General features: G+C 61.8%; 29 protein-coding genes. 12 read left to right on the top strand and 17 right to left on the bottom strand.

Annotation, left to right across the window (positions count from 1 at the left end; all coding sequences use genetic code 11):
* Window positions 1-69 precede the first annotated feature (69 nt).
* The 11 genes from EJD88_RS26685 to nrdR all read right to left on the bottom strand — a co-directional run bounded on the left by EJD88_RS26685 (window position 70) and on the right by nrdR (window position 8275).
* Complete coding sequence (locus EJD88_RS26685; RefSeq protein WP_158879361.1) at window positions 70-858, bottom strand: cobalamin-binding protein; 789 nt, start codon at window positions 856-858, stop codon at window positions 70-72.
* Window positions 855-1271: a nuclear FMR1 interacting 1 family protein gene (locus tag EJD88_RS26680; RefSeq protein ID WP_099584636.1), complete on the bottom strand. Its 417-nt coding sequence runs from the start codon at window positions 1269-1271 to the stop codon at window positions 855-857. Before EJD88_RS26680 ends, EJD88_RS26685 begins: the two co-directional genes overlap by 4 nt.
* Entirely contained in the window at window positions 1268-1885 is a 618-nt protein-coding gene (gene ribA / locus EJD88_RS26675) for a GTP cyclohydrolase II (RefSeq protein WP_016978544.1), read from the bottom strand. The genes EJD88_RS26680 and ribA overlap by 4 nt, the downstream gene beginning before the upstream one ends.
* A 127-nt stretch (window positions 1886-2012) precedes the next feature.
* Entirely contained in the window at window positions 2013-2741 is a 729-nt protein-coding gene (locus EJD88_RS26670) for an ABC transporter substrate-binding protein (protein WP_158879360.1), read from the bottom strand.
* A gap of 66 nt (window positions 2742-2807) precedes the next feature.
* Window positions 2808-3773, bottom strand: coding sequence for a thiamine-phosphate kinase (thiL, locus tag EJD88_RS26665; RefSeq protein WP_158879359.1), 966 nt, complete (start codon window positions 3771-3773; stop codon window positions 2808-2810).
* An 18-nt stretch (window positions 3774-3791) separates the two neighbouring features.
* Complete coding sequence (gene nusB / locus EJD88_RS26660; protein WP_158879358.1) at window positions 3792-4292, bottom strand: transcription antitermination factor NusB; 501 nt, start codon at window positions 4290-4292, stop codon at window positions 3792-3794.
* Window positions 4289-4765: a 6,7-dimethyl-8-ribityllumazine synthase gene (ribE, locus tag EJD88_RS26655; protein ID WP_003176356.1), complete on the bottom strand. Its 477-nt coding sequence runs from the start codon at window positions 4763-4765 to the stop codon at window positions 4289-4291. Before ribE ends, nusB begins: the two co-directional genes overlap by 4 nt.
* A gap of 88 nt (window positions 4766-4853) precedes the next feature.
* Window positions 4854-5945 (bottom strand): bifunctional 3,4-dihydroxy-2-butanone-4-phosphate synthase/GTP cyclohydrolase II, encoded by a 1092-nt coding sequence (gene ribBA, locus EJD88_RS26650; protein WP_099584631.1) that lies wholly within the window; start codon window positions 5943-5945, stop codon window positions 4854-4856.
* 15 nt (window positions 5946-5960) lie between these two features.
* Window positions 5961-6623 (bottom strand): riboflavin synthase, encoded by a 663-nt coding sequence (locus EJD88_RS26645; RefSeq protein WP_158879357.1) that lies wholly within the window; start codon window positions 6621-6623, stop codon window positions 5961-5963.
* A 48-nt stretch (window positions 6624-6671) separates the two neighbouring features.
* A complete protein-coding gene (gene ribD, locus EJD88_RS26640; RefSeq protein ID WP_099584630.1) occupies window positions 6672-7808 on the bottom strand; it encodes a bifunctional diaminohydroxyphosphoribosylaminopyrimidine deaminase/5-amino-6-(5-phosphoribosylamino)uracil reductase RibD in 1137 nt (378 codons plus the stop codon).
* Window positions 7805-8275 carry a transcriptional regulator NrdR gene (gene nrdR / locus EJD88_RS26635; protein ID WP_160385008.1) on the bottom strand — a complete coding sequence of 157 codons (471 nt, stop codon included), beginning with the start codon at window positions 8273-8275 and terminating at the stop codon, window positions 7805-7807. Before nrdR ends, ribD begins: the two co-directional genes overlap by 4 nt.
* Window positions 8276-8414: 139 nt before the next feature.
* Here nrdR and EJD88_RS26630 point away from each other — a divergent pair, with 139 nt between their 5' ends.
* The 4 genes from EJD88_RS26630 to trxA all read left to right on the top strand — a co-directional run bounded on the left by EJD88_RS26630 (window position 8415) and on the right by trxA (window position 11730).
* Entirely contained in the window at window positions 8415-8870 is a 456-nt protein-coding gene (locus tag EJD88_RS26630) for a YbaY family lipoprotein (protein WP_122307046.1), read from the top strand.
* The gene (locus EJD88_RS26625) at window positions 8867-9520 is read left to right on the top strand and encodes a methyltransferase (protein WP_099584628.1); all 654 of its coding nucleotides are present in this window, start codon (window positions 8867-8869) and stop codon (window positions 9518-9520) included. The genes EJD88_RS26630 and EJD88_RS26625 overlap by 4 nt, the downstream gene beginning before the upstream one ends.
* Before the next feature lie 263 nt (window positions 9521-9783).
* Complete coding sequence (locus tag EJD88_RS26620; protein WP_158879356.1) at window positions 9784-10785, top strand: Abi family protein; 1002 nt, start codon at window positions 9784-9786, stop codon at window positions 10783-10785.
* Between the two features lie 72 nt (window positions 10786-10857).
* Window positions 10858-11730: a thioredoxin gene (gene trxA / locus EJD88_RS26615; protein ID WP_158879355.1), complete on the top strand. Its 873-nt coding sequence runs from the start codon at window positions 10858-10860 to the stop codon at window positions 11728-11730.
* Here the strand turns inward: trxA and EJD88_RS26610 are convergent.
* On the bottom strand, window positions 11727-12068 hold the full coding sequence (locus EJD88_RS26610; RefSeq protein ID WP_158879354.1) for a hypothetical protein: 342 nt from the start codon (window positions 12066-12068) through the stop codon (window positions 11727-11729). The genes trxA and EJD88_RS26610 overlap by 4 nt on opposite strands.
* 132 nt (window positions 12069-12200) lie before the next feature.
* Here EJD88_RS26610 and EJD88_RS26605 point away from each other — a divergent pair, with 132 nt between their 5' ends.
* From EJD88_RS26605 to EJD88_RS26585, 5 genes are all read left to right on the top strand, one after another.
* Window positions 12201-12806: a DUF2796 domain-containing protein gene (locus EJD88_RS26605; protein ID WP_099584625.1), complete on the top strand. Its 606-nt coding sequence runs from the start codon at window positions 12201-12203 to the stop codon at window positions 12804-12806.
* A gap of 6 nt (window positions 12807-12812) precedes the next feature.
* Window positions 12813-13523 (top strand): ABC transporter ATP-binding protein, encoded by a 711-nt coding sequence (locus tag EJD88_RS26600; RefSeq protein WP_099584624.1) that lies wholly within the window; start codon window positions 12813-12815, stop codon window positions 13521-13523.
* 1 nt (window position 13524) lies between these two features.
* Window positions 13525-14790, top strand: a complete 1266-nt coding sequence (locus tag EJD88_RS26595) for an ABC transporter permease (RefSeq protein ID WP_092358194.1) — start codon at window positions 13525-13527, stop codon at window positions 14788-14790.
* An 11-nt stretch (window positions 14791-14801) separates the two neighbouring features.
* Window positions 14802-15323, top strand: a complete 522-nt coding sequence (locus tag EJD88_RS26590) for a DUF3299 domain-containing protein (RefSeq protein WP_099584623.1) — start codon at window positions 14802-14804, stop codon at window positions 15321-15323.
* Window positions 15324-15417: 94 nt separating this feature from the next.
* On the top strand, window positions 15418-16116 hold the full coding sequence (locus EJD88_RS26585) for an OmpW family protein (RefSeq protein ID WP_099584622.1): 699 nt from the start codon (window positions 15418-15420) through the stop codon (window positions 16114-16116).
* A 127-nt stretch (window positions 16117-16243) separates the two neighbouring features.
* On the opposite strand, the gene EJD88_RS26580 is transcribed toward EJD88_RS26585, so the two are convergent.
* The 5 genes from EJD88_RS26580 to EJD88_RS26560 all read right to left on the bottom strand — a co-directional run bounded on the left by EJD88_RS26580 (window position 16244) and on the right by EJD88_RS26560 (window position 23239).
* Window positions 16244-17128 (bottom strand): sugar nucleotide-binding protein, encoded by an 885-nt coding sequence (locus EJD88_RS26580; protein WP_158879353.1) that lies wholly within the window; start codon window positions 17126-17128, stop codon window positions 16244-16246.
* 112 nt (window positions 17129-17240) lie between these two features.
* The gene (locus tag EJD88_RS26575) at window positions 17241-19325 is read right to left on the bottom strand and encodes a mechanosensitive ion channel family protein (protein ID WP_158879352.1); all 2085 of its coding nucleotides are present in this window, start codon (window positions 19323-19325) and stop codon (window positions 17241-17243) included.
* 59 nt (window positions 19326-19384) lie between these two features.
* Window positions 19385-20215 (bottom strand): hypothetical protein, encoded by an 831-nt coding sequence (locus EJD88_RS26570; RefSeq protein ID WP_099584619.1) that lies wholly within the window; start codon window positions 20213-20215, stop codon window positions 19385-19387.
* A complete protein-coding gene (locus EJD88_RS27060; protein ID WP_160385009.1) occupies window positions 20216-21778 on the bottom strand; it encodes a hypothetical protein in 1563 nt (520 codons plus the stop codon). It abuts the gene before it with no gap.
* 18 nt (window positions 21779-21796) lie between these two features.
* Complete coding sequence (locus EJD88_RS26560; RefSeq protein WP_198426410.1) at window positions 21797-23239, bottom strand: OmpA family protein; 1443 nt, start codon at window positions 23237-23239, stop codon at window positions 21797-21799.
* 266 nt (window positions 23240-23505) lie between these two features.
* Between EJD88_RS26560 and EJD88_RS26555 the strand changes: the two genes are divergently transcribed.
* The 3 genes from EJD88_RS26555 to EJD88_RS26545 are packed head-to-tail and all read left to right on the top strand — an operon-like array spanning window position 23506 to window position 26484.
* On the top strand, window positions 23506-24285 hold the full coding sequence (locus EJD88_RS26555) for an endonuclease/exonuclease/phosphatase family protein (RefSeq protein ID WP_099584617.1): 780 nt from the start codon (window positions 23506-23508) through the stop codon (window positions 24283-24285).
* On the top strand, window positions 24282-25550 hold the full coding sequence (gene clsB / locus EJD88_RS26550) for a cardiolipin synthase ClsB (RefSeq protein WP_158879350.1): 1269 nt from the start codon (window positions 24282-24284) through the stop codon (window positions 25548-25550). The genes EJD88_RS26555 and clsB overlap by 4 nt, the downstream gene beginning before the upstream one ends.
* Window positions 25540-26484, top strand: coding sequence for a lysylphosphatidylglycerol synthase domain-containing protein (locus tag EJD88_RS26545; RefSeq protein ID WP_112196876.1), 945 nt, complete (start codon window positions 25540-25542; stop codon window positions 26482-26484). Before clsB ends, EJD88_RS26545 begins: the two co-directional genes overlap by 11 nt.
* The last annotated feature ends 1 nt before the right edge of the window (window position 26485 follow it).

Raw genomic sequence — 26485 nt, 5'->3', positions numbered from 1 at the left:
GGCGCCTGGATTGGCCTCATCGGGGGCAAGCCCCCTCCCACATTTTGACTGCATTCACAGACAGCGGTCTCAGCGGCTCGGAGCAATCACCTGACATAACCGCGCCACCGCTTCCAGCATTTGCCCGCTAGGCCGCTCCAGGCCTTTGTCCGGCACCACGCGCACCCGCGCAGCCATCAATGGCCAGACTTTCCAGGCCTCCAGTTGAGCCTGATCCCCCACCAGGATCAGCTCAGGGTCACGCTGCAACACCGACTCGATACTGACCTGCGGCGCAGGCAGTTTCAGGTCATCGAATACATTGCGCGCTCCGCAGACGCTCAACGCGTCGCTGATGATCTGCCCGCCACCGACGGTATACAGCGGCTGGTCCCACACCTGATAAAACACCCGCACTGGCTCGGCCTGCTGGTAACGCTGGCGCAGCCCGGCCAGGCGCTGGCGCAGCTGTGCAGCCAACTGCCGACCGGCCTCGGCGCGGCCCACTTGCTCGGCGATGGCCTGGACCTGGGTGGTGAGCTGTTCAAGGCTATGGGGTTCGGCGACATACACCGGGATATTCAGGCGTTGCAACTGTTCGCGCTGGGCTGGGCCGACACTGCCGGGCCACAGCAGGATCAGGTCGGGATTGAGGCTGAGCAGGCGCTCCATATCCAACTGGCCGTAATGCCCCACCGACGGCACCTTCGCCAAGTCGGCCGGCCGTTCGCCGCCATCGAGCACGCCAGCCAGCAGATCGGCAGCACCCAGTTCAACCACGATTTCAGTCAGGGATGGCGCCAGGCTCACCACTCGCTCGACGGCCAGGGCCTGGACGCTCAACACCAGCAGCACAAGCGCCAGCCAGCGGCGCATCATCCGAGTTGACGGGGAATGCGATAGAGGTAAAACAGCACCATCGTCGACAGCGCCAGCAAAAACAGCGGAACTGCTTCCAGCCCGACAAACACCGCCAGCGCGCCCACCCACGACGGGATCGCGGCCACCAGCAACGCCGTGCGCCGACGGGCCGCGAGGGTGATCCAGGCAGCCGGTTCTTCGGGAGTATCGAGGGCTTTTGACGTGGCGATCAGCGCGTGTTTATAGCCGTGAAAGTAGCGCAGGCTGAGGAACATCGAGGCCACGCCAGCGATGAACAACGGCATTGCCAGCACCGGCAGCAAGGCTACCTGACCAAACACCAGGTTGAGTACGAACAACGGAAGCAGCGCCAGGGCCAGGTACTGCCACCAGTTGAAGGACAGTCGCCGTTTTACCTGGCCACGGGTCACGCGCGGTCGACCTCGCCCTGGTGCTCGTTGCCCATCATATGGTCGAGCTTGCTGGCTTTGGTCGCCAGGTAGAGCTTGTTATGGGGGTTGTGCCCGGTGTGCAGCGGCACGCGCTCGGCGACGGTGATGCCCATCTCGGTCAAGGCTTTGACCTTGCGCGGGTTGTTGGTCATCAAGCGCAGGGATTTCACGCCCAGGTGCTCCAGCATCGGCAGACAGATCGCGTAGTCACGCTGATCGGCAGCAAAGCCCAGGCGCTCATTGGCCTCAACGGTATCGGCGCCACCGTCTTGCAGCTCGTAGGCGCGGATCTTGTTCATCAGGCCAATGCCACGGCCTTCCTGGCGCAGATACAGCAGCACGCCACGCCCTTCACGGGCGATGGCGCGCATGGCAGCTTCCAATTGCGAGCCGCAGTCGCAGCGCTGGCTGAACAGCGCATCGCCGGTCAGGCATTCGGAATGCACACGACCCAGCACCGGCGCGCCATCCGCGATATCGCCGAGGCTGAGCACAACGTGTTCGCGCCCGGTGGCTTCTTCGAGGAAGCCGTTCATGGTGAACGTGGCAAAAGGGGTAGGCAGCTTGGAAGCGGCGACGAAAACGACGGGCACCGTGTGCTCCTGATTTCAGATTTCACAGAGGCGGCATTGTAACAGCAGGTTCCTACAGACGCTTAAGCTGAATGATCGCTGATAAAGATCAATCGGTTTGATTGGTCTTCCTCGCGGTTCTATGCAGTCAGAACGGATACGGCAGTTTCCAGCGCTGGAAGATCGGCTTCAGCTCGCCGCTTTTGACAAGGACGGCCATGCGCTGGTCGAACACGGTACGTAATGCCCGACCACGCTCGGTGTCGGCAAAGCCTATGTAGAGCGGGAGGTCGATAAGGTGGGTGAGCCGGAATCGGGCACTGTCGGGCGCCTGGTTGAGGACATATTGCGCCTCGGTGAGGGCGTCGATGTAGAAGTCGACCCGACCGTGCTGGAGCATCGGCAGAATCCCGTCACGGCGCTGGATCTGGTTGAAACGGCGCACATTGGGCAAGTACGCCTCGTACCGGTAGCCGCGAACCCAGGCCAGGCGGTATTCGCCCAGCGTCGCCACGCTCGGAATCGGCGAGGTTGTCAGCCCAAGGGCGTAGATAGGGTCGGAGTCGAAGTTCCAGTGCGGGTACAGCACGCCCTTGACCTCATCGCGGTAGGAACCCACCCAACCATCCACCTCACCGCGCTGGGCCAGGCCCACCGACCGGGTGTACGGCTCGATACGGGTTTGCAGCGTGATCCCACTCGGCTCAAACACCTGACGCATCACATCCCAGGCCAGGCCGCTGCCGTCCGCGTTGGTGTAGTCGTCCCAGGCCTCACTGGCGAGCACGACCTTGCCTGGTACCACGGGCACATCCTGCGCCTGCGCCCAGGCTGGAATCACACACAGCAGTATCAGCAGCCAGCGGCGTACAACCATGGGTACGACCTCCTGCAAAACCTTGCTTGAGTAATGACGTTATAGAGGGTAGCGCAGTGCGCCGATTCAGGGCGTGTCGCGAAAGTGTTGATAACCCCGGATGGCCGGTGTGATGTCCTGTCCCTTTGCGTCAAGCAGCGTCACACCCTGCCCCGCCTGGACACGGCCGATGACGTGCACCGGCCAACCGTCGGCCAGCAACGGCGCCAGCTCGACGGGCGGCAAGGTAAACGCCAGCACGTAATCGTCGCCACCGCTCAAGGCAGCCACCCGCGCCTCATCATCACCAACAAATGCCAGCAAGGCGCTGGACAGCGGCAACTGCTGACGCTCGATCAACAGGCTGACAGCCGATGCCTTGGCGATATGCCCGCAATCGGCCAACAGCCCGTCGGAGATGTCCATCGCAGCCGTCGCTTTGCCGCGCAGCGCCAGCCCCAAGGCCAACTGCGGCTGCGGTGACCAGTAATGGGCCAGCAGTGGCTGCGCAACGGCCTCATCGGCGTTGCGCAGACCCAGTACCAGCGGCAAGGCGCCAGCGGCATTGCCCAACTCGCCGCCGACGCACAGCAGGTCGCCCGGTTGCGCACCGCTGCGCGTCAACGCCTGGCCCGCCGGTACACGCCCGAACACGGTCAGGGTCAGGCTGAGCGGGCCGCGCGTGGTGTCGCCACCCACCAGACCCACGCCGCAGCTCAGCGCCATGGCGTTCAAGCCCTGGGCATAGCGTTGCAACCAGTCGGCATCGACGGTGGGTGTCGTGAGTGCAAGGGTAAACGCGAGGGGGTTGGCGCCCATGGCGGCCAGATCGCTCACCGCTACCGCCAACGAGCGCTGGCCGAGCAGAAACGGATCGCAGGGGTCGGCAAAGTGCACGCCGGCCACCAAGGTATCGGTGGAGATTGCCAGTTGCTCCCCGGCAGGGAGCGCCAGCAGGGCGCAGTCGTCGCCAATCCCCAAGGCAATGCCGTCGCCGCCCTGCGCACAGGGCGCGGCGGCGAAGTACTTGCGGATCAGCTCAAACTCACCCATTCAGGACTCAAGCGCAGGTTAGCGCTTGTGTTCCTTCACTTCGGCTTCACGCAGGCGCGGGGCCAGCTTGTCGAGCACGCCGTTGACGAACTTGTGGCCGTCGGTCGAACCGTAGACTTTCGCCAGCTCGATACCTTCGTTGATCACCACACGGTACGGCACGTCGACACGCTTGAGCAGCTCCCAGGTGGACAGGCGCATTACGCACAGCTCAACCGGGTCGAGTTCTTCGATGGTCAGGTCCAGGCAAGGCGCCAGGGCTGTGTCGATCTCGGTCAGGTTGGCATGCACGCCGTGCAGGATGTCGTGGAAGTAGCTCTGGTCGGCGAAGGTGAAGTCGTTATCGACGCGAAACTGTGCCTCGATTTCGCTCAGCGAAGCGCCTGCCAGGTGACGCTGGTACAGCGCCTGGGTCGCAAGTTGACGCGCCTTGCGACGCTTCTCGCTCTTGGACGGCTTGCCGGCATCCGCAGGACGCGGGTCCTGAGGGTTGAACTGATCGCTCTCGTCAGAAATCACTTGGCCTCCAACTGCGACAGCAGGCTAACCATTTCCAGGGCGGACAAGGCAGCTTCAGCGCCTTTGTTGCCGGCCTTGGTGCCGGAACGCTCGATGGCTTGCTCGATGGAATCAACGGTCAGTACGCCGAAAGCGACTGGCACGCCGAACTCCATGGACACCTGGGCCAGGCCCTTGGTGCATTCGCCGGCCACGTATTCGAAGTGCGGAGTACCGCCACGAATCACAGCGCCCAGGGCGATGATGGCTGCGTATTCACCCTGTTGAGCAACTTTTTGCGCAACCAGTGGAATTTCGAAGGCGCCAGGGGCACGGATAATCGTGATGTCGCTTTCGCTCACACCGTGGCGAACCAGGGCATCCACGGCACCGCTTACCAGGCTTTCAACTACAAAGCTGTTGAAGCGGCCAACCACCAGGGCATAGCGGCCTTTGGGGGCGATGAAGGTACCTTCGATGGTCTTCAGGGTCATTCGACAAATCTCTTAAAGAGCCGGGACGCGAAAAGTGCGTCCCTCAGTGATGATTTAACCGCGAACAAGGGGCAACAAACGCCAGCCTTTATTCGGAGGGCACGTATTCTACAACTTCCAGATCGAATCCGGATATCGCATTAAATTTCATCGGTGCACTCATCAGGCGCATTTTGCGCACACCGAGGTCCCGCAGGATCTGCGAACCGGCCCCGACGATGCTGTAGGTGGTCGGTGTTTTGGCCTGGGTCTGCTCGGCGGTTTCGCGGATATGGGCGAGCAATACATCGCCGTCTACCGGGTTACCCAGCAGCAACACCACACCGCTGCCCGCCTCGGACACCGCAGCCATGGCGGCGCGCAGGCTCCAACGGCCCGGCTGCTTGACCATCAACAGGTCGCGCAGTGGGTCCATGTTGTGCACGCGCACCAGGGTCGGCTCGTCACCGCTGATGGCGCCCAGGGTCAGGGCCATGTGCACGTCGCCTTCCACCGAATCACGGTAGGTCACCAGGTTGAATTGGCCCAGTTCGCTGTCCAGCGGCTGCTCGGCAATCCGCTGAACGGTACGTTCGTGGATCATCCGGTAGTGGATCAGGTCGGCAATGGTGCCGATCTTGATGTTGTGCTCGGCGGCAAAGGCTTCGAGTTCGGCGCGACGGGCCATGGTGCCGTCGTCGTTCATCACTTCGCAGATCACGCCACTCGGCTCGAAACCGGCCATGCGCGCCAGGTCGCAGGCCGCTTCGGTATGGCCGGCACGGGCCAGGGTGCCGCCCGGTTGGGCCATCAGCGGGAAGATATGGCCTGGGCTGACAATGTCTTCGGCCTTGGCGTCTTTCGCGGCAGCCGCTTGCACGGTGCGGGCGCGGTCAGCGGCGGAGATGCCGGTGGTGACGCCGGTGGTCGCTTCAATCGACACCGTGAACTTTGTACCAAACCCCGAGCCATTGCGCGGCGCCATCAACGGCAGCTTGAGCAGCTCGCAGCGCTCGCGGCTCATGGGCATGCAGATCAGCCCACGGGCGTGCTTGGCCATGAAGTTGATGTGCTCGGGCTTGCAGGCCTCGGCGGCCATGATGATGTCGCCTTCGTTCTCGCGATCTTCGTCATCCATCAGGATGACCATCTTGCCTTGGCGGATGTCTTCAACCAGTTCTTCGATGTTATTGAGCGCCACGCGGCACCCCCTTGGTCAGGATTTCAGGTAGCCGTTAGCGGCCAAAAAACTTTCAGTGATGTTACCTGCAGCAGGCTCTGCGGCCTTGTCGCCCAACAACAGGCGCTCCAGGTAACGGGCAAGCAAGTCGACTTCCAGATTCACCCGACGACCAAGCTGGTACGACGCCATGATGGTTTCGCTCAGGGTGTGGGGAATGATGGTCAGCTCGAATTCGGCGCCATTCACGGCGTTCACGGTCAGGCTGGTGCCGTCGACGGTGATCGAGCCTTTGTGGGCAATGTACCTGGCCAGCTCTTTCGGCGCGCGAATGCGGAATTCCACGGCGCGGGCGTTTTCGCTGCGGGCAACCACTTCGCCGACACCGTCGACGTGGCCGCTGACCAGATGACCACCGAGGCGGGTGGTGGGCGTCAGGGCTTTTTCCAGGTTGACCGGGCTGCCGGCCTTGAGGTCATTCATCGCGGTGCAGTCCAGGGTCTCCCGGCTGACGTCGGCGGCAAAGCCATTGCCAGGCAGCTCGATGACGGTCAGGCACACGCCGCTGACGGCAATGCTGTCGCCCAGCTTGACGTCGCCGAGGTCGAGCTTGCCGGTTTCAACCAGCAGGCGTACGTCGCCGCCTTTGGGGGTCATTGCACGGATGCTGCCGATGGATTCGATAATGCCGGTGAACATTTCGTTCTCCTGAAAACGAGGGGCTGACGCGCAAGCGCAGGCCGGGAATTATACGCTCGCTGCTGGCACAGGGATGGCAGTGACCCGCCAGTCGTCGCCTACAGCGCGCATTTCAGTGATCTTGAGTTGGGGGGCGTCGGCCAGCTTCTCAAGCGGCCAGTCCAGCAACGGCCGAGCGGCGGAGCCGAGGAACTTGCCGGCGACGAAAATCACGTATTCGTCCACCAGCCCCTGCTGGGCAAACGCCCCTGCCAGGCTTGGGCCGGCTTCCACCAGCACTTCGTTGACGCCACGCGCCGCCAGGGCCACCAGCGCCGAACGCAGGTCGACCTGGCCTTCCACACCCGGCACCACCAGGCACTCCGGGCCACGGGGGAACTGGTTCTCCGGGGTGACACAGGTGATGACCAATGCCGGACCCGCCTTGAAGAACGGCGCGTTGAGCGGCACCCGCAGGCGACCGTCGATCAACACACGCAGTGGCGGGCGCGACATGGCCAGGGCGGTGGTTGCTTCATCCAGGCCCAGCTCGGCGGCGCGCACGGTCAGCCGCGCGCCGTCGGCCAACACCGTGTCGGCGCCGGTCAGCACCACGCTGGCCTCGGCGCGCAGGCGCTGCACGGCGGCGCGGGCGGCAGGGCCGGTGATCCATTGGCTTTCGCCGCTGGCCATCGCCGTGCGGCCGTCCAGGCTCATCGCCAGCTTGACCCGCACAAACGGCAGGCCGTGTTCCATACGCTTGAGAAAACCCGGGTTCAGCGCCCGCGCCTCACTTTCCAATACGCCGCTGCGAATCTCGATCCCGGCCTGGGCCAGGCGCTGCATACCGCGCCCCGCCACTTCCGGGTTGGGGTCCTGCATGCCGGCCACGACCCGCGCAACGCCAGCACTCACCAGCGCATCGGCGCACGGCGGTGTACGACCGTGATGACTGCACGGTTCGAGGGTCACGTACACGGTGGCGCCACGGGCCTTGTCACCGGCGGCGCGCAGGGCATTGGGTTCGGCATGGGGTTCGCCGGTGCGCTCATGCCAGCCTTCGCCGACAATCTGGCCATCTCGCACGATCACGCAGCCCACCCGAGGGTTGGGGTGGGTGGTGTAGCGGCCCTTGCGCGCCAGTTCGAGGGCGCGGGCCATGTAATGGGCGTCGAGGACAGCTTGTTCAGCGATAGGTGGGATCATGGTTTGACCGGCTCACGGGCCAGGCGGTCGATCTCTTCGCGGAACTCATTGAGGTCCTGGAAGCGTCGATACACCGAAGCGAAACGGATATAGGCGACTTCGTCGAGCTTTTGCAGCTCGCCCATCACCAACTCACCCACCACCAGGCTCTTGACCTCGCGCTCGCCGGTCGCCCGCAGCTTGTGCTTGATGTGCACCAGCGCCGCTTCCAGCCGCTCGACACTCACCGGGCGTTTTTCCAGGGCGCGCTGCATACCGGCGCGCAGTTTTTCTTCGTCGAAGGGCTGGCGGCTGCCGTCGGACTTGATCAGACGTGGCAATACCAGTTCGGCGGTTTCGAAGGTGGTGAAACGTTCACCGCAGCCAGAGGCCAGGCATTCGCGCCGGCGACGTACTTGATCGCCCTCGGCGACCAGACGCGAGTCAATGACCTTGGTGTCGTTGGCACCGCAGAAGGGACAGTGCATGGTGGCAGGCAACAAAAAAAGGGAGGGCCATGGTAGCGCATCCCTGTGGCAAGACAAGCCATAGCCTTTACGGTATATAGGCGGGCTATTATGTTTCTTACATTTCAAGTCACGGATTTTGTCCTTTCTGGAGCCGTACATGCAGTTACGACCACTTGTTTTGCTCACCCTGTTCAGTGTCCTGGTCGCCTGCAGCAGCGAAGCCCCCAAACCTTCCACGCCTCAACCGGTGCCTGCGCAAGAGAAAAAAGTCCCGGGCATTGAAGACCTCGGCCCCCTGCCCGCCTACCAGCGTGAAATCAACGGCAGCCTGACCAACGTGCCCGCCGGGGCCGAAGTCGAGATGGCCCTGCTGGTGATCGACGACCGCTCGCGCCCGCAACAACTGCTCGCCAGCAGCGTGCTGACCGGCAATGGCAAGCCATTGGCCTTCCGCCTGCGCTTCAACCCCGAGGCCTTCCCGGCCGGGGCGCGGGTTGAACTGCGCGGCCGCGCCAGCCAATCCGGCCAGTTGATCCTGCACCTGCCCGCCGTGCGCATCACCCAGGCAATCACCCAGACCACCGGCCCCCTGGAACTCGTCAAGGCACCATGACGCCGCCGTTGGACTTGCAGCGCGCCCTGAGCGAACTGATCGGCGACGCGCAACTGGTGCCCTGCCCGCTGCCGGGTACCGAGCTGTCGTTGTGGTTGCTGGATGCGGACAACATGGACCGCGCCTTCAGCCCCGAAGAAACTCGGCGCATTCTGCATGAGCCGCCCTACTGGAGTTTTTGCTGGGCCAGCGGCCTGGCATTGGCGCGGTATTTGGCGGCGAACCCCGAGTGGGTCGCCGGCAAGCGCGTGCTGGACTTCGGTGCCGGTTCCGGCGTGGCCGCGATTGCAGCGGTCAAAGCCGGCGCGTTGGAAGTGGTGGCCTGCGATCTGGACCCGCTGGCCTTGGCGGCTTGCCGCGCCAATGCCGAGCTCAATCACGTGGAACTGACCTACTCGGCCGACTTCTTCACCGAAGCCGACCGCTTCGACCTGATCCTGGTAGCCGACGTGCTCTACGACCGCGCCAACCTGCCGCTGTTGGATCACTTCCTCAGCCGTGGCCGCGAAGCACTGGTCGCGGATTCACGGGTGCGCGACTTCCAGCACCCGGCTTACCAGCGCCTGGAAATCCTCGACGCGCTGACCCTGCCCGACCTGGCCGAGCCTTGGGAGTTTCGCAAGGTGAGCCTGTACCATTCGCGGCGCTAAGGTTGCGCGTTACAAATTTTCGGCAATAGGTTGGCTGAGACAGTGAACGACAGGGCATGGAAAATGCCCTCCTTTCGCACGCGGCCTGGGCAATCGACCTGCATGTTTTTTCAAACAACCTCGCTTATCTACGGCAACACAAAGGTCTTGCGTAAAGTCAGGCAGCTACCTACCCTTTGCGGCAATACACCCGCCATGCCTCTGGTTGCGTCAGTAGCCAAGCACAAATTGTGCGGGTTTTTTATGCCCGGTACTTTTTTGGCATGAGGACGTTCAGCAAGCCTGCCATCGACGTGCGTGCGCAATTGGAGCTCCTCGAGCTCCGCGGATTGAATATTCATAATGGGGCTCGCGCCGAGGCTTTCCTGCGGTCTGTCAGTTTTTTCCGACTAAGCCCTTACATGCGGCCCTTCCAAAAGCCGGAAGATGTCGAGCACAGATTCCGTGACGGCAGCCAATTCAGCCAATTAACTCGCCTTTACAACTTCGATCAACGACTTCGTTTATTAACTATGGACGCCATAGAAAGAGTCGAGGTGGCATCGCGTGCAGTCATCAGTAACCACATGGGCCCCATTTATGGCAGCCACTGGTACATCAACCCGCAGATCTTTCATCACGCATACGATCATCAACGCCTGCTCACGACGTTGTCCCTGAAGCAGTCGACCGCGACACGCGATTACCAGCGAGAATGCGAGCGCATCGATAGATCCCAGGCAGACAGTGCGAGAAAAGACCTGCTCAAACACCAAAGGGCAAGAGAAAGCTACAGCCGTCACTACCCGTTGACCTATGACCAGCCTTCATTGATGCCCGGCTGGGCCATGCTTGAGGAACTGACGCTGGGTGATTTGTCCCACCTGTACAAAGGTTTGGCAAAGGACGTGGACAAAAAAGCCATTGCCAGGCGCCTGCAACTCCCATCCCCCCTGATGCAATCCTGGCTGCACACGTTGACCACCATTCGAAATGTATGCGCCCATCATTCACGGATGTGGAACCGAGAATTGGGTATTCGTCCCGAGCTCCCGAAGAAAGCTAATTTCTTGTGGCCGGAACGTCTTCTCCAACAAGGGCCTCATAGCCGAATTTTCGCCGTACTTTGTATTCTTAACCACCTGATGCATCAAGTAAGCCCACACACCCATTGGGATCAGCGCCTGTACCAACTTATCGACGAGTTTCCTGATGTCAGCTTGAAAGCCATGGGCTTTCCTCAGGACTGGTATCAAGACCCTTTTTGGCACGCCTCTCCCGGCTGAGAGCCATGCAGCTTCCGGTAGCCTGCGCCAGCCCTTATAGTTGCCCCATTCCCGCTTTATTCGAGACGCCCCATGAGTGAGCCCACGCCGTACATCTTCGACGTCACCACCGCCAACTTCGACCAGGCCGTGATCCAGAACTCCTTCGAAAAACCCGTCCTGGTGGATTTCTGGGCCGAGTGGTGCGCGCCGTGCAAGGCGTTGATGCCGATGCTGGCGCAGATTGCCGAGAGTTATCAGGGCGAGTTGCTGTTGGCCAAGGTCGATTGCGAAGCCGAGCAGGACATCGTTGCGCGCTTTGGCATTCAAAGCCTGCCGACGGTGGTGCTGTTCAAGGATGGCCAGCCGGTGGATGGTTTTGCTGGCGCGCAGCCGGAGTCGGCGGTGCGTGCACTGTTGGAGCCCCATGTGCAGATGCCTGCGCCAAAAGCGGCTGATCCGTTGGTGCAGGCCCAAACGTTGTTTGCCGAAGGTCGCATCAGCGATGCCGAAGCCGTACTCGTCGCACTGCTGGGCGAGGACAACAGCAACGCTGCCGCATTGATCCTGTACGCGCGCTGCCTGGCCGAACGTGGTGAGCTGGGTGAAGCGCAAACCGTGCTCGACGCCGTTAAAAGCGACGACCACAAAGCCGCGCTCGCCGGGGCCAAGGCGCAAATCACCTTTCTGCGCCAGGCCGCCGAACTGCCGGACGCCGCCGACTTGAAAAGCCGTCTGGCGCAAAACCCGCAGGACGATGAAGCCGCCTATCAGTTGAGCATCCAACAACTGGCGCGCCAGCAGTACGACGCCGCGCTGGAAGGCCTGCTCAAATTGTTTATCCGCAACCGCAGCTACAGCGAAGGCCTGCCGCACAAGACCTTGCTGCAGGTGTTCGAACTGCTGGGCAATGACCATCCACTGGTCACCGCGTACCGCCGCAAGTTGTTTGCCGCGCTGTACTAATTGCCGATCCAACTGTACAGCGGCGTATCCCCGCCGCTGCTCACCTTGACCTTGGCGCTGTGGCGCAGGCGCACCAACAGGCGCTTGCCCGCCGAGGCATCACCAGCCAGGGCTTCCAGTTGGTCGAGCAGTTCCAGGCCAGTGAGTTGCCCGGCGCTGCGCAACAGGTCCAGGGCGTTCTGCCACAGATCCTCATTTTGTTTAACCGGCGCCGCTGTCGGCGCAGTCGGGGTGGGTGCGGCCTGCAACTGCGCGCCCAGCCGTGCCCAGTCGCCGTCGTCCAGTTCCAGGGTCAAGTCCACCGGCAGGTCGCCGACGGTTCCACGAATTCGCAACATCGTCCTTACTCCTGCAGTTTTTCTGACGGGCATGCTCCCATGCGGCTTGCGCAACGCCAAGCAGACGGTCAAACTCTCGGCTCTATTGTTATAAGATCACATAACATAACTTTCATGTTCTGGAGCCTTCCCATGCGCCGCCTGCTGCTCGCTTTGCCGTTCGCCCTGCTGCCACTCGCCATTGCTCACGCAGCCGACGAGCATGATCACGACCACGAACACGGCAGCCTTGGCGCCCACGAGCACGGCGTCGGCCGCCTCAATGCCGTACTCGACGGCCAGGCCCTGGAGCTTGAGCTGGACAGCCCGGCCATGAACCTGGTCGGTTTCGAGCACGTCGCCACTACTGCGGCCGACAAGGCCAAGGTCGCCGCCGCGCGCAAACAGCTGGAAAACCCGGTGGCCCTGTTCAGCCTGCCCAAGGCCGCCGGTTGCGTGGTCAGCAGCCAGGAACTCAACAGCCCGTTGTTCGGCGACAAGCCGGAAGCCGACCACGACGACGATGATGACCACGACCACGACGCCAAGGACGGCGCCCACGAGCATCATCACGACCACAGCGAAATCCACGCCCATTACCAATTCACCTGCGCCACGCCGACTGCCTTGAGCAATCTGGACCTGACGCAGGTCTTCAAGACCTTCCCCGCCACCCAGAAAATTCAGGTACAACTGATCGGCCCGAGCGGCCAGCAAGGTGTTGACGCCACGGCCACAGCAGCCACCCTGAAGTTCTGAGTTCACATGACCCAAGCACTGATCGAACTGTCTGACCTGGGCTTCAACTGGCCCGGTCACCCACAGTTGCTGGATATTCCCGCGTTCCGCCTGGACGCGGGGGAAACCCTGTTTCTCAAGGGCCCGAGCGGCAGTGGCAAGACTACGCTGCTGGGCCTGTTGGGCGGCGTGCAGACGCCCAGCCGAGGCAGCATTCGCCTGCTGGGCCAGGAACTGACCGAACTCTCGGCCGGCGCCCGTGATCGTTTCCGCGTCGACCATACCGGCTACGTCTTCCAGCAATTCAACCTGCTGCCGTTCCTGTCGGTGCGCGAAAACGTCGAGTTGCCTTGCCACTTTTCCAAACTGCGTGCGCAGCGTGCAAAGCAGCGCCACGGCAGTGTCGACCAGGCCGCTGCCACGTTGCTCGCGCATTTGGGCTTGAAGGATAAAGACCTGCTGGAGCGCCGTGCCGACTCGCTGTCCATCGGCCAGCAGCAACGAGTGGCCGCCGCCCGTGCGCTGATCGGCCAACCGGAGCTGGTGATCGCCGACGAACCCACCTCGGCCCTGGACTACGACGCCCGCGAAGCTTTCCTTCAGCTGTTGTTCGCTGAATGCCGCGACGCTGGCGCCAGCCTGTTGTTTGTCAGCCACGACCAGAGCCTGGCGCCGTTGTTCGACCGCAACCTGTCGCTGGCCGAACTCAATCGCGCCGCCACGCCCGCAGAGGTTTGAGATGTATTTGTTTCGTCTGGCCATGGCCAGCCTGGCTAACCGCCGCTTTACCGCGATCCTCACCGCGTTCGCCATCGCGCTTTCAGTCTGCTTGTTGCTCGCGGTGGAACGGGTGCGCGTTGAGGCACGCAATAGTTTCGCCAGCACCATCAGCGGCACCGACCTGATCGTCGGCGCGCGTTCCGGCTCGGTCAACCTGCTGCTGTATTCGGTGTTTCGCATCGGCAACGCGACCAACAATATCCGCTGGGACAGCTACGAGCACTTCGCCGCCAACCCCCAGGTCAAATGGGCGATCCCGATTTCCCTCGGCGACTCCCATCGCGGCTACCGGGTGATGGGCACCAACGAATCCTACTTCGAGCACTATCAGTACGGCCGCAAGCAAAACCTCGAACTCGCCAGTGGCCGTGCCTTTGCCACCGACCCGTTCGAAGTGGTGCTCGGCGCCGAGGTGGCCGATGCCCTGCATTACAAGCTCGGCGACAAGCTGGTACTGGCCCATGGCGTGGCGGTGGTCAGCCTGGTGAAACACGATGACAAACCGTTCACCGTGGTCGGTATTCTCAAACGAACCGGCACGCCGGTGGACCGCACGTTGCACATCAGCCTGGGCGGCATGGAAGCGATCCATATCGACTGGCACAACGGCGTACCGGCCCAGGGTAAAGGCCGTATCAGCGCCGACCAGGCGCGCAACATGGACCTGACTCCGCAGGCCATCACCGCCTTTATGCTTGGCCTGAACAACAAGATTTCCACTTTCGCCCTGCAACGGGAGATCAATGAATTCCGTGGCGAGCCGATGCTGGCGATCTTGCCGGGCGTGGCGTTGCAAGAACTGTGGAGCATGATGGGCACCGCCGAAAAAGCGCTGTTCGTGATCTCGCTGTTCGTGGTGCTGACCGGCTTGATCGGCATGCTCACGGCGATCCTCACCAGCCTTAACGAACGCCGCCGCGAAATGGCGATCCTGCGCTCGGTGGGTGCACGGCCGTGGCATATCGCGACGTTGCTGATCTTCGAAGCCTTCGCCCTGGCCCTGTCCGGCGTGATCGCAGGCGTGGGCCTGCTGTATGTGTGCATCGCCGCGTCGCGCGGGTATTTGCAGGCCAATTACGGGCTGGACCTGCCGATGTCATGGCCAAGCGAATATGAATGGACCCTGCTCGCCGGTATCCTGGCTGCTGCGCTGTTGATGGGTAGCGTGCCGGCCTGGCGCGCCTACCGACAATCCTTGGCCGATGGCCTGTCCATACGTTTATGAGGAAGGCTTCGATGCGTCGTGCCCTGTTCGCACTGTTGTTGCTGGTGGTCGTTCCGGCCTGGGCGGATGAGCAGCCCAAGGATTTGTCCTGGCAAGAGATGATTCCGCCGGACGCGCCGCCGGAAGTCCCCAATATGAAACCGCTGCATGACCTGTCGAACATGGCCGACGCCCTGGCCGTCGAAGCCGCGCCCGCGGCCAAGCAGGACTTGCCCAATGCGCCGGTGGTGCAGAGCCTCAATGGCCAGCACATCCGCCTGCCGGGCTATATCGTGCCGTTGGAAGTCAGTGAGGAAGGCCGCACCACCGAGTTTTTGCTGGTGCCGTATTTCGGCGCGTGCATCCACGTACCGCCGCCGCCGTCGAACCAGATCGTGCATGTGAAAAGCGAAGTCGGCGTAAAACTCGATGAGTTGTACCAGCCGTACTGGATTGAAGGCGCGATGCAGGTCAAGCCGTCTACCAGCGAACTGGCCGACGCCGGTTACCAGATGGAGGCCGAGAAGATTTACATGTACGAGCTGCAGGAATAACCCTGATCGCCCTTTCATTGAGCTGAGTCAACAGACCAGACGGAACGATCTTTACCATTGGACGTACAACTTTTAAACGTCCTTTGGAGCTCCCATGAACAAGTCTCTGCTCGGCGCGTCCCTCTTCGCGCTCGCCCTCGTCGCCCCCCTTGCCCACGCTCACGAAGCGGGCGACATTCTGGTTCGCGCCGGTGCTATCACCGTGAACCCGAAGGCCGACAGCAGCACCGTCAAGGTTGACCAGGGCCCGCTGGCCGGCGCCAATCTGGGCGGCAAGGCGACCATGAGCAGCGACACCCAGCTGGGCCTCAACTTCGCCTACATGCTGACCAATCACGTAGGTATCGAACTGCTGGCCGCCACGCCGTTCGAGCACGACGTGAAGATCAAGGGCACCGCCCTCGGCGCCGCCAATGGCAAGCTCGGCACCCTGAAACACCTGCCGCCGACCCTGAGCGTCGTGTACTACCCGCTGGACAACAAATCCGCCTTCCAGCCGTACGTCGGTGCCGGTATCAACTACACCTGGATCTACGATGAACACGTAGGCAGCCGTGCCCAAGGGGCTGGCTTCAGCAACTTCAAGGCTGAGAACTCGTGGGGTTGGGCTGCGCAGATCGGCGCGGACTACATGATCAACGACAAATGGATGATCAACGCCCAGGCGCGCTACATCGACATCAGCACCAAGGCGACCGTGGAAAACAACGCCGTAGCGCCGGGCACACGTGCCAAGGTCAATGTGGACGTCGACCCGATGGTTTACATGGTGGGTATCGGTTACAAGTTCTAAGCAACATCACATAACACATTTGGGAGGGGGCTGGCCCCCGATAGCGGTGGATCAGCCAACGAATCTGTTGACTGGCACTCTGCTATCGGGGGCAAGCCCCCTCCTACATTTGGGTTTTGTGTTGGATTCAGCTGTGGCGGTAGAACCGGTCTAGCAACGCCGGCAACCCCGCTCGCCACGCCCGTGGCTTGATGCCAAAGGTATGCAGGATTTTCTTGCAGGCCAGCACCGCGTGTTGCGGCTCATCCGCCGCGTCCGGCCGGGCCGCGTGGGCCTGGGCGGTGGGTGATTCAACCGCCAACGGGTGGAAATTGCGTGCTTCGGTCAGAATCGCCTGGCCCAGCGCCAGCGGCGTGGTGGCCTCCTGGCCAGCGTAGTGGTAAGTACCCCACAGCGGCGCCGCGCAATCGAGTTGCTTGAGCACTGAAATGATCACCCGCGCCGCATCATCCACCGGCGTCGGGTTACCGCGTCGGTCATCCGCCATCAGCAACTCGTCGGTGTTCTCGGCCCGGGCCAGGAAGCGCCCGAGAGTGCCATCAACGCTGTCATCCAGCAGCCAGCCAAAGCGCAGCAACACATGCTGCGGGCACGTGGCGCGCACACTCTGTTCGATACGCCACAACGCCTGGCCGCGCAGGCCCAGGGGCACCGGCTCGTCCTTTTCGCTGTAGGCGGTGGCACGGGAGCCATCGAATACGCGGTAGCTGGACGGTTGGAGCAAGGTGATGTTGTGGTGTTGGCACAGTTCGGCCAGGCGTTCGATGGCGAACTCCTGGGAAGCTAAACGGGTTTCGCTGACGGCTTCGGCCTGGAACCAGTCGAAGTAGTAGGCGAGATTGATCAAGGCATCGGGACGGGTGTCGTCGAGCAATTGGGTGAGGCTCGCGGCATCCCAGCCGTCTTGGGGCGGTTTGGGTGCGAGGAAACCGATGTCTTCCTCTGCACCGAGGCGAATCAGCGCCTGCCCGAGGGCATTCCCGCCGCCCAGTAACATAAGGCGCATTCGCATAGATTGAGCAGGCCCGGTCTGTTTGGAACGTTGGCTATGGTCGGCAGGCCCATGGGCCTTGCCGCTGGCAGTTGCCAGAATCGTTGCATTTTGCGGGTTTGTAGCGCAACCGTCACGGATTAAGTGTCTTGACATCGGGCTCTGCCGGCGCGTGCTCCAGCGCCGTACGCTGAGGCACCATGACCTGCTGTGGATAAGTCTGCGCGAAGTGCACCTCGGGGCAGTTATCCACAAGCTTTTTCAGACGCTGATTAAAGGCACGACTGACAGCATATTGCCCACCCGACACTGTGCGGAACTGCGCCGTGAGCACCACCCCATTGAGGTCCATCTTGTCGACACCAAACACCTCCAGCGGCCCTTGCAGGTTGTACTTGAGGAACACATCGTCGCGGATCGCCTGACCAGCTTCACGAATCAACTCCACGGCCTTGTCCACATCGGTGTCGTAGGTGAACTGCACCGAGAAGAACGCATAGGCAAATTGCCGCGACTGATTGGTGACAGCCTTGATCTGCCCGAACGGCACCGAATGCACAAAACCCTTGCCGTCGCGCAGGCGCAGGGTGCGGATGGTCAGGCCCTCGACGGTACCGGCATGGCCGGAGTCAAGCACCACCCAGTCGCCGATGGACAGCGTGTCCTCAATGATGATGAACAACCCGGTGATCACATCCTGCACCAGTTGCTGTGAGCCGAAACCAATGGCCAGGCCGACCACACCGGCACCCGCCAGCAGCGGTGCGACATTGATGCCCAGGTTGGCCATGGTGGTGATCGCGCAGATGACCACCAGAATGATCTTCACCGCATTACGCACCAGCGGCAGGATGGTTTTCACCCGCGTGCTCGGCTGGCGGTTGGAGCGTTTGTTCACTGGCGGTTTCAGCGCTTCCTGGATCGCAGTGTCGAGCACCACCCAGAACAGCCACGTCATCAGCAGGATCAGGCCGATGCTGCTCAAAGAGTCGCTGATCGCCCGCCCTATCGAGTTGCGCTGGGCAAACTCGAACAACGACACACCCCAGATCCGCCCGAGGATTTCGATAAAGGCGATGGCCATGACGATGCGCAGGATCGCGTGCAACAGACTGAGGAAACGTTCCTTGTAGGCGCTGCTGCGCTGGATCGCCACCTGGCTGCGAGACTTGAACAGGTGTTGCAGCACGGTACTCAGGAACACGGTGCCAATCAGCAGAATCGTGGTGAACAGCGCGCAACGCAGGGCTTTCTGGTTATCGTCACCGGCACCGATCAAGTTGATGGCCGAGACCAGCACCATCAACAGAATCGGCCAGTACCACAAGCCGGAAAACACCCGCAACGATTGCTGCAGCGCCGGGTGTTTAAGGCGCTGAGCCAGAGGCCGATTGCGGATCAGGTGGGCGACCGGCCGACGCAGGCGCACCACCAGCACGCCGAAGATCACTGCCGCGAACAGCCCGGTAAACACCGCGATGCTGCTGGTGATATTACCGCCCAGTTGACGGGCGATTTGTGGGCTGGTCAGGGCATCGCTGAGGGCGGCGAGGAAGCCGATCAAGAACAGCGGCTTGGGGCAATAATCGCGAATAATCTGCACTGCCGGGCGCTTGTGACCGACGTTGAACATGACAATGACGCACAACAGCATCGACGTGGAAAAAATGCCGCTGCTGGTGGCATAGGCAAAACACAGCGCCAGCGCACGCCCCACTGAAGTGGGCAGAAAGTGACTGACATAAAGGGTCAGCGGCAGGCAGATCAGCGCCGGGATCGTGTAGGGCACCACATACCCGAGCACCGCGTGCAGGCGCTTGCGCTGTGCAACAAATGACCGTCGCCCCAGGCGCTGCACGATAAACCGCCCCAGCAGCGTCAGTACGGTAAACGCGCCGACCCACACCCCGGACAGCAGCAGGAAATTTCCGGCCACAGTCCACGGCGAACGTTCTGACGTTTGGTTAACCAACCGCCCTACTTCATCCGCCGCCCTGTCCGCACGCAGGCGCCAGGCGTCGATCAGGTTTTGGTTGAGGTCGAGCTTGTCCTGCACGTCGTCGATGCTGGAGCTGATCGCACCCAGCAGACCGCCTTCTACCAGCAACTCCGGCTTGGCCGGCGCCTCGGGTTCAGGCGCCGCCGCCGCGGCGTGCAGTGCGCCACTGCCGCAACACAGCAGCGCACCCAGCAGTAAAGCAGTCTTGAGATTGAGCAAAACACCGGGCTCCTTACAGAAGGGTCTGTAAGGAACTGACGGGTTTCAGCGAGGATGGTTCACTTCAGGTCGACATTCAGGCTCGGCGCGCCAAACGCTACCAACTGCGCGTTGGAACCAGCGAAATAGCCTTTCCAGAAGCCTTCCAACGCTTGGATAGTCTTGCCGGAACGATACGCCTGCTTGACGTCCTTGGTCACCAGCGCCGCTCCGGCCACATAGACGCGCGCGCCCTGCAGGTCGGCGAACAGACCCTTGTCGGCCACACGCTTGAGCTCGGCGTCGGGTTGCAGGTCACGAATCCGGTTGTTGGCGTAGAAGCTGCCGAAATCGCTGTTTTCCAGCATGTCGGAAATCAACAACACCACACGTTCCTGGGCCGGTTGCTGGCCCAGGTCGTTGCCGATATCACGCAACGACTGGAAGATCTCACTGCGTGCAATGTCTTCGGACGCTTCACGCAGCGTGGTCACAAACACCTTGCCAAAGGTCTTGTTGAAAAAGCTGCGCTGCTCGGCAAGGCAGGTGTCGAAGGTGCGCAGCGATTGCATACCGACCCGCTCGCGGACCTTCTCGTCGATGCCCTGGTTGAGTTCACCGGCAAAGCGCAACTGCATGAACTGCCCCGGCAGAAACGCCGAGAAGCTGTACAGCCGGACCTTGTCGCCCGGTTGTACAAAGCGCTGAATCTGGGCCCAGGTGGACTTCTGAATGACTTCGGGCATCGGGATCGTTTGATCGATGATCACTGTCAACTCGCGCCCCGCGGCCACGGGCCGAAACTCGGCGACCTTGGCGTAGGGGTAGCAATCCGGAATGTCATTGCGCTCGCCTGCCATCGCCATCAAGGGCGCCAGCAACAGGGCACAGAAAAAGCGCGGGATCATCATTCAGGCACCTGTGGCGTCAAAGTCTTTAAGCAATTGCTGTTCGGCACGCAGCGCCAGCACATCTTCCAGTGCATGGCCTTTGACACGACTGATCGTTGCCAATTGTTCTTCGCTGTAGGCCGTCAGGTCCTTGCCGCGCAGGGCATCGAGACCCTCCGAGGCAGCAACCGGCGTCTGCACGGGGGCTGCTACAGGAGCTGGAACTGGAGCCGCGACTTCCGCTACCACCGGTGCAGCAGGTGCAACCGGAACACTGACGGGTTTGGCCACCGGTTGCGGATTGCCCGGCAACGCCTGTTTGCGTGCTACGAAGGTCTCGAAGCTGCGATTGTGCGCCGTGGTCAACGCCGCCTGCTGCTGGGCGTTGGTGGTGGTGCGCCCGGCGAGCTTGAGCTGCAACTTGCTCAGTTTGTGATCGGCATGGGAGGCAATTTCCACGCGCTGGCTCTGCATCCAGTTTTCCAGGGCTTCGCCGCTGGAAAATTTGTGGGTGTGTTCCCAGGCGGTCTTGGATTCGACCCCGGCAAACCCGAAGATCGACGCCAGCCAGATGCTGGTGATCTGGATCGCGATGTAGATCACCGATAGCACAATGAAGGTGATCAGCGAGGCTTTGCGGATCGCGTCCATCTTGTCGGTCAGGGTTTGCTTGTCGGCCTGATCGTTGATCGCCGCCGAATCGGCCGGCAGTTCGAACGGGCTGGCCGAGTCGTAATTTTGCTGGGCAAAGGCATGGGGGCTGCCGACCATTTCGGTCTCGATGCTTTTGAGCTGCATGGTGCGGATACCGAACGCGGCGATCGCGATAATCGCGATCCAGATACCGGTGGTGATCATCCAGCCACGGCTCGGCGTCACGGTGTGGTTGGTGTTGATGCGCGCCAGGATGCGGTTGTAGTCCTTGCCGTCTTTATCGCTGTCGGTGTGTTTGATGCCGATGCCCGGCAACTCCTTGAGCTGGTTCGGGCGGTCGCTGTCGCTGTCGTTTTCCCACCAGTGCCGCGCCTTGCTGATCAGCGCGTTCTTGTGCGCGGCGCGGCCAGTGACTTCGGCCAGGATCGCCGAGGCGACCGCCAGCAAGAAGGCGAACAACCAGCCCATCCAGCTTTGATCGTTGGCCGACAGGTTCTGGTTGATAAAGGGCACCAGCACGTAGGCGAAACCCACGGCCTCGAACATGATCAGCATAAAGATCAGGGCAAACACCCAGAACGGCCGCTCGCGGCGCCCGCGCTCACCGATGGTGCGCAGGTAGGATTCGCTCTTGTTGAAGAAATCGACATCTTCCGCGCCGATTTTTTCATAGCGCGAGTAGTACGCGTCGCACAGCTCGCTTTCGGATTTCGGCCAGCCGTGGGCGTCAAGCATCAGGCTCTGCTTGGACAAGCGCGCCACCTTGCCGATCACAGGCACGCCGTGCCACACACGCATGACGAAATAACCCACCTTGTCCCAATACGCTTGAATCAGGATGGCCGCCAGCAATGTGGAGATCACCAGGCCGGTGATTAGTTTGTTTGCCCAGAGCAGGGCCGTCAGCGCATTGAAGCTGAAGTCTTCCATGGTGTATGTCCTTGAGTCTTACGCGCGAATCGGCACGAAACGGGTAGTGAAAGCTTCACGGCTGCGCGGGTAGAACAACGCACCGTCCGTGGCTTCGGAGTTTTTCTTGCTGAACACCACGTCGATACACGACACCGGTGCCTTGGGGTCTTGGATGAATACGCGATAGAGCACCAGTTCCTCACCTTCGTAGGTGTTGGCCACGGCTTTGCTCTTGATCGATTTGCGGTTGCCCTCTTTGTAATCCTTGACCACTTCGATGAAGGGCTGGCGGTCGACACTGGCGCCATCGCGCAGGATCGAAACCGGCGACAGCGTCACCAGGTGGCCATTGACTACGTTGGCCCACACGCGGTTGTTGTAGCCCGGCAGGTATTCGGTGGTGACTTGGGTGTCGAGCGCCTTGCCACTGGCGAGGTTGAACACTTTGCCGGTTTCACGCGGGCGGTCGGCCTCGCAACTGCTGTTGGGCAGGTCGCTGGCGTGGGCACTGCTGACCAGGGCGAAGCCGGCCTTTTTCGGCGCGATGCCTTGGGCCAGGGTCCAGCGCGTGTCGCTGGCAGGCGTGCCACCGAAGTCGACCAGCGCGGTGCCGGCGTCAGCGGGTTGGCTCTGGGCAGCCGGTTTGGTTGTGACGGCAGGCTTGTTTTTCGGCGCGCTGGCGACGGTACGCACGGGCTCGGTCGAGGTGCCGTGCGTGAGGTATTTGGAGTTGTTCTGTTCGGCGTTGACGCGCTTGACCAGCATGTTGCGGTCGGTCACTTCAACGATCTCAACCCGACGGTTCTTGCCGCGTTGCTGCACGTCGCTGTTGTCGGCGATCGGCCGCGAAGCCCCCGCGCCCTGGAAGAACATGCGCTGCGGCGCGATGCCTTGCTCGGCCAGGATCGACGCCACAGCGCGGGCGCGCTGCTCGGACAATCGCTGGTTGGTGGCGGCGCTGCCGGTGGCGTCGGTGTGGCCGACGACCAGAATCGCCGCTTGGCTGTTCTGGCCCTGCTTGGGCGCAAACGCGGCGGCCAGCTTGCGCACCTGGCGCTGACCGTTGGTGCTCAACTGCGCGCTGCCGGTGGCGAACATGCCTTCATCCTGCACCTGGGCGACGATGCCCGCCTCGGTCGGCGCAGGGGCTCGGGTGGTGCCGGTAGCCACGTCCTGGCTTTGCAGGGTTTGCACCTGAATGTTCAGGTTCTCTTCTTTGGCAATCCGCTCCAGTTCCTGCAAGCGGTTCTGCCACAAGTTGCCCGCCACACAACCGGCCGCCGCGCCCACGCCGCCGCCGACGATGGCCTTTTTGGCGTCGCCGGTGATCGCGTACGTCAAGCCGGCGCCGAGCAATGCACCCCCGGCGCAACCAATGGCCGTGCCGTAGTTTTTGCCCGCATCGTTAAGCGTCGCGCAGCCGCTGAGCGCCACGGCGCCGGCAAGCAGGCTGATTTTTCGGGTAAAGGAGGTATTCACTTGATGGGTTCCGGCCTTCATGAAAAGAGCCGCCGACCCACTGCCAGCGCCAGAAAAGCGCCAACTGCATCATCCATGAACAGGCCCTGCACAATCGTTGAATGGGGTAGATAGCGCGGGATTGGATCACGTCACTGATGGCAATTCAACAGCATTTGTAACTCTATGCGTCCTCCAGAACCGTCCGTAGGACGCTCGAAACTTTCTCCAGCCACCGGCAGTCAGCCCTTACATGAAGCATTGCGCCACTCTTCACAGGAATACACATGACTGCGATCCCAGACTGGGTGCCCGTAACCCCCAGCGTCGCCATCACGCGCTTTACGGTGCTGACGGTCAATATCCACAAGGGCTTCACGGCCCTGAACCGACGCTTCATCCTGCCCGAGCTGCGCGAAGCGGTGCGCAGTGTGGGCGCGGACATGGTGTTCCTGCAGGAAATCCACGGCACCCACGAGCGCCATCCGCAGCGCTACAGCGACTGGCCGAACATGCCGCAATACGAGTTTCTGGCCGACAGCATCTGGCCGCAGTTTGCTTACGGGCGCAACGCGGTGTATCCCCATGGCGATCACGGCAATGCGTTGCTGTCGAAATTCCAGATCGTGAGCTACGACAACCTCGACATCTCCCAAAGCGGCCATGAAAACCGTGGTTTGCTGCATTGCGTGTTGCGCCTGCCGGGCAACGGGCAGGAAGTGCATGCGATCTGTATTCACCTGGGCTTGCGCGAGGTGCATCGCCAGCAGCAATTGCGTTTGCTGGAGCAGCGCATCCGCGAGATTCCCGCCGATGCACCACTGGTGGTCGCCGGCGATTTCAACGACTGGCGCCAGCGTGCCGACCTGAGCCAAAGCGGCCTCACCGAGGTGTTTGTGCACGCCCTTGGCAAACCGGCGCGCACCTTTCCAGCTCGCCTGCCATTGCTGGCGCTGGATCGCATTTACGTGCGTAACGTAAAGGTGCACAACCCCAAGGTGCTGACCACCCGGCCGTGGTCGCATCTGTCAGACCATGTACCGCTGTCGGTGGAGATTGAGCTATGAACATTGCCGTCGAGCACATTTCCACCGACCAACCGCCGGATGAAACCAAGGCCCGCGACCTGGACTACGGCTGGCAAAGCGGCAATCAGGTCGAGTTGCTGGAAAACGGCGAAGCGTACTTTCCCAAGGTCTTCGAAGCGATGCGCCAGGCCCGGCGCGAGATCCTGCTGGAGACCTTCATCCTCTTCGAAGACAAGGTCGGCCATGAGCTGCAAGGCATCCTGATCGAGGCCGCGCAGAGTGGGGTCAAGGTGGTGGTCAGCCTGGATGGTTTTGGCTGCGGCGAGCTGAGCCCGGCGTTTCTCGGTGAACTGGCCGAGGCTGGGGTGACGGTGCAGATGTTCGATCCCGCGTCCAAGACCCTGGGCATTCGCACCAACTGGTTCCGCCGCCTGCACCGCAAGATTGTGGTGGTGGACGCCACGGTGGGGTTTATCGGCGGGATCAACTTCTCTGCCGATCACTTGGGGGATTTCGGCCCCGAGGCCAAACAGGATTACGCGGTGCAAATCACTGGCCCGGCGGTGGCCGATCTGCATCACTTTGCCCTGGCGCAAAGTGGCCGTCAGGTGCGCACGCGGCGCGGTTGGCGGCGGCGCCAGCAACGGCCTTCAGCGTGGTCGAACGAGCATGGCGACGGCCTGGTGCGCCTGATCTACCGCGACAACCTGCAACACCGTGACGACATCGAAGAAGCGTATATCCACGCCTTGAGCAAGGCCCGACACCGAGCCGTGATCGCCAACGCGTATTTCTTCCCCGGCTACCGCCTGCTGCGGGAAATCCGCAACGCGGCGCGCCGTGGTGTGCAGGTGCAATTGATCATGCAGGGCCAACCCGACGTACTGCTGGCCAAGCTGGCGGCGCGCATGCTCTACGACTATCTGCTCAAGGACGGCGTGGTGATTCACGAATACTGCCAGCGCCCGCTGCACGGCAAGGTCGCGCTGGTGGATGACGAGTGGAGCACGGTGGGTTCGAGCAACCTCGACCCGCTGAGCCTGGCGCTGAACCTGGAAGCCAATGTGTTGATTCGCGACCGCGCGTTTAATCAGCAACTGTACGAGCGCCTGCAAGCACTCAGTCAGAATCACTGCCAGACCATCCCGGAAAACCGCAAGCCACGCCTGTGGTTGTGGCGATTGACCGTCGGCTTTCTGGTGTTCCATGTAATGCGCCACTTCCCCGCGCTGACCGGCTGGTTGCCGGCACACAAGCCACGTTTGAAACCCTTCGTGCATGAGGGCCAGCGCCATGACAGCTGATCGTTTCAAGCGTTGGAAGAAGCCACTGACCATCGTCTTCTTCCTGCTGCTGATCGTGCTATTCACCCTGCTCGCCCGCCGGATTGACTGGAGCGAGGTGGTCCAGACACTCGGTGAGTTCAAACTGCGCACCTTGCTGATCGCGGGCGCGTTGACCCTGTGCAGCTTTATCGTCTACGCCTGTTTCGACCTGATCGGCCGCACCTACATCCGCCAGCCGTTGCGCTGGAAGCAGATCTTGCCGGTAGGGATTATCAGTTATGCGTTCAACCTCAACCTCAGCGCGTGGGTTGGCGGCATCGCCATGCGCTATCGGCTGTATTCGCGGCTGGGGGTGAGCAGCAGCAATATCGCCAAGATTCTCGGCCTGAGCCTGGCCACCAATTGGTTTGGCTACATGGCGTTGGCCGGCGCGGTTTTCAGCAGCGGGCTGGTGACCATGCCGCCGGGCTGGAAACTGAGCAGCGGCGCGTTGCAAGGGGTGGGCGTGTTGCTGGTGTTGGCCAGCCTCGGCTACCTGGCCGCCTGCCAGTTTTCGAAAAAACGCGCGTGGTCGATCCGCGGCATTGAGATCAACCTGCCGTCGCTGCGCATGGCCTGTTTGCAACTGGCGTTGGGCGCGTTGAACTGGTCGCTGATGGCGGCGGTGATTTTTACCCTGCTGCCCGCCAAGTTGGACTATCCGCTGGTACTTGGGGTGTTGCTGATCAGCGCGATTGCCGGTGTGCTCACCCATATTCCGGCGGGGCTTGGGGTACTGGAAGCGGTGTTTATCGGGCTGCTGCAACATGAGGCGTCGCGGGGCAGTTTGCTGGCGGGGCTGATCGCGTACCGGGCGATCTACTTCATCTGCCCGCTGCTGATCGCCTTGGTGATGTACGTGGGTGTAGAAGCCAAGGCCAAGGCGTTGCGGGTAAAGAAAACACCCGCCTGAA

Origin of the sequence: Pseudomonas sp. PB105, assembly GCF_009764655.1 — a bacterium.
In the GTDB taxonomy this organism is placed as follows: domain Bacteria; phylum Pseudomonadota; class Gammaproteobacteria; order Pseudomonadales; family Pseudomonadaceae; genus Aquipseudomonas; species Aquipseudomonas cyclaminis.
The sequence above is the reverse complement of the archived record's forward strand: the minus strand, read 5'-3'. Positions and strand labels throughout refer to the sequence as shown.

Excerpts from the sequence above, each read along its gene's own strand:
- EJD88_RS26610 (WP_158879354.1), bottom strand. The coding sequence starts at position 12,068 with ATGTTGCGAATTCGTGGAACCGTCGGCGACCTGCCGGTGGACTTGACC.
- EJD88_RS26670 (WP_158879360.1), bottom strand. The coding sequence starts at position 2,741 with ATGGTTGTACGCCGCTGGCTGCTGATACTGCTGTGTGTGATTCCAGCC.
- EJD88_RS26580 (WP_158879353.1), bottom strand. The coding sequence starts at position 17,128 with ATGCGAATGCGCCTTATGTTACTGGGCGGCGGGAATGCCCTCGGGCAG.
- EJD88_RS26600 (WP_099584624.1), top strand. The coding sequence starts at position 12,813 with ATGACCCAAGCACTGATCGAACTGTCTGACCTGGGCTTCAACTGGCCC.
- EJD88_RS26585 (WP_099584622.1), top strand. The coding sequence starts at position 15,418 with ATGAACAAGTCTCTGCTCGGCGCGTCCCTCTTCGCGCTCGCCCTCGTC.
- EJD88_RS26685 (WP_158879361.1), bottom strand. The coding sequence starts at position 858 with ATGATGCGCCGCTGGCTGGCGCTTGTGCTGCTGGTGTTGAGCGTCCAG.
- EJD88_RS26625 (WP_099584628.1), top strand. The coding sequence starts at position 8,867 with ATGACGCCGCCGTTGGACTTGCAGCGCGCCCTGAGCGAACTGATCGGC.
- EJD88_RS26590 (WP_099584623.1), top strand. The coding sequence starts at position 14,802 with ATGCGTCGTGCCCTGTTCGCACTGTTGTTGCTGGTGGTCGTTCCGGCC.
- nrdR (WP_160385008.1), bottom strand. The coding sequence starts at position 8,275 with ATGCACTGTCCCTTCTGCGGTGCCAACGACACCAAGGTCATTGACTCG.
- trxA (WP_158879355.1), top strand. The coding sequence starts at position 10,858 with ATGAGTGAGCCCACGCCGTACATCTTCGACGTCACCACCGCCAACTTC.
- EJD88_RS26570 (WP_099584619.1), bottom strand. The coding sequence starts at position 20,215 with ATGATGATCCCGCGCTTTTTCTGTGCCCTGTTGCTGGCGCCCTTGATG.
- EJD88_RS26555 (WP_099584617.1), top strand. The coding sequence starts at position 23,506 with ATGACTGCGATCCCAGACTGGGTGCCCGTAACCCCCAGCGTCGCCATC.
- EJD88_RS26545 (WP_112196876.1), top strand. The coding sequence starts at position 25,540 with ATGACAGCTGATCGTTTCAAGCGTTGGAAGAAGCCACTGACCATCGTC.
- ribE (WP_003176356.1), bottom strand. The coding sequence starts at position 4,765 with ATGACCCTGAAGACCATCGAAGGTACCTTCATCGCCCCCAAAGGCCGC.
- EJD88_RS27060 (WP_160385009.1), bottom strand. The coding sequence starts at position 21,778 with ATGGAAGACTTCAGCTTCAATGCGCTGACGGCCCTGCTCTGGGCAAAC.
- EJD88_RS26595 (WP_092358194.1), top strand. The coding sequence starts at position 13,525 with ATGTATTTGTTTCGTCTGGCCATGGCCAGCCTGGCTAACCGCCGCTTT.
- EJD88_RS26605 (WP_099584625.1), top strand. The coding sequence starts at position 12,201 with ATGCGCCGCCTGCTGCTCGCTTTGCCGTTCGCCCTGCTGCCACTCGCC.
- EJD88_RS26630 (WP_122307046.1), top strand. The coding sequence starts at position 8,415 with ATGCAGTTACGACCACTTGTTTTGCTCACCCTGTTCAGTGTCCTGGTC.
- EJD88_RS26620 (WP_158879356.1), top strand. The coding sequence starts at position 9,784 with ATGAGGACGTTCAGCAAGCCTGCCATCGACGTGCGTGCGCAATTGGAG.
- EJD88_RS26645 (WP_158879357.1), bottom strand. The coding sequence starts at position 6,623 with ATGTTCACCGGCATTATCGAATCCATCGGCAGCATCCGTGCAATGACC.
- clsB (WP_158879350.1), top strand. The coding sequence starts at position 24,282 with ATGAACATTGCCGTCGAGCACATTTCCACCGACCAACCGCCGGATGAA.
- thiL (WP_158879359.1), bottom strand. The coding sequence starts at position 3,773 with ATGGGTGAGTTTGAGCTGATCCGCAAGTACTTCGCCGCCGCGCCCTGT.
- ribD (WP_099584630.1), bottom strand. The coding sequence starts at position 7,808 with ATGATCCCACCTATCGCTGAACAAGCTGTCCTCGACGCCCATTACATG.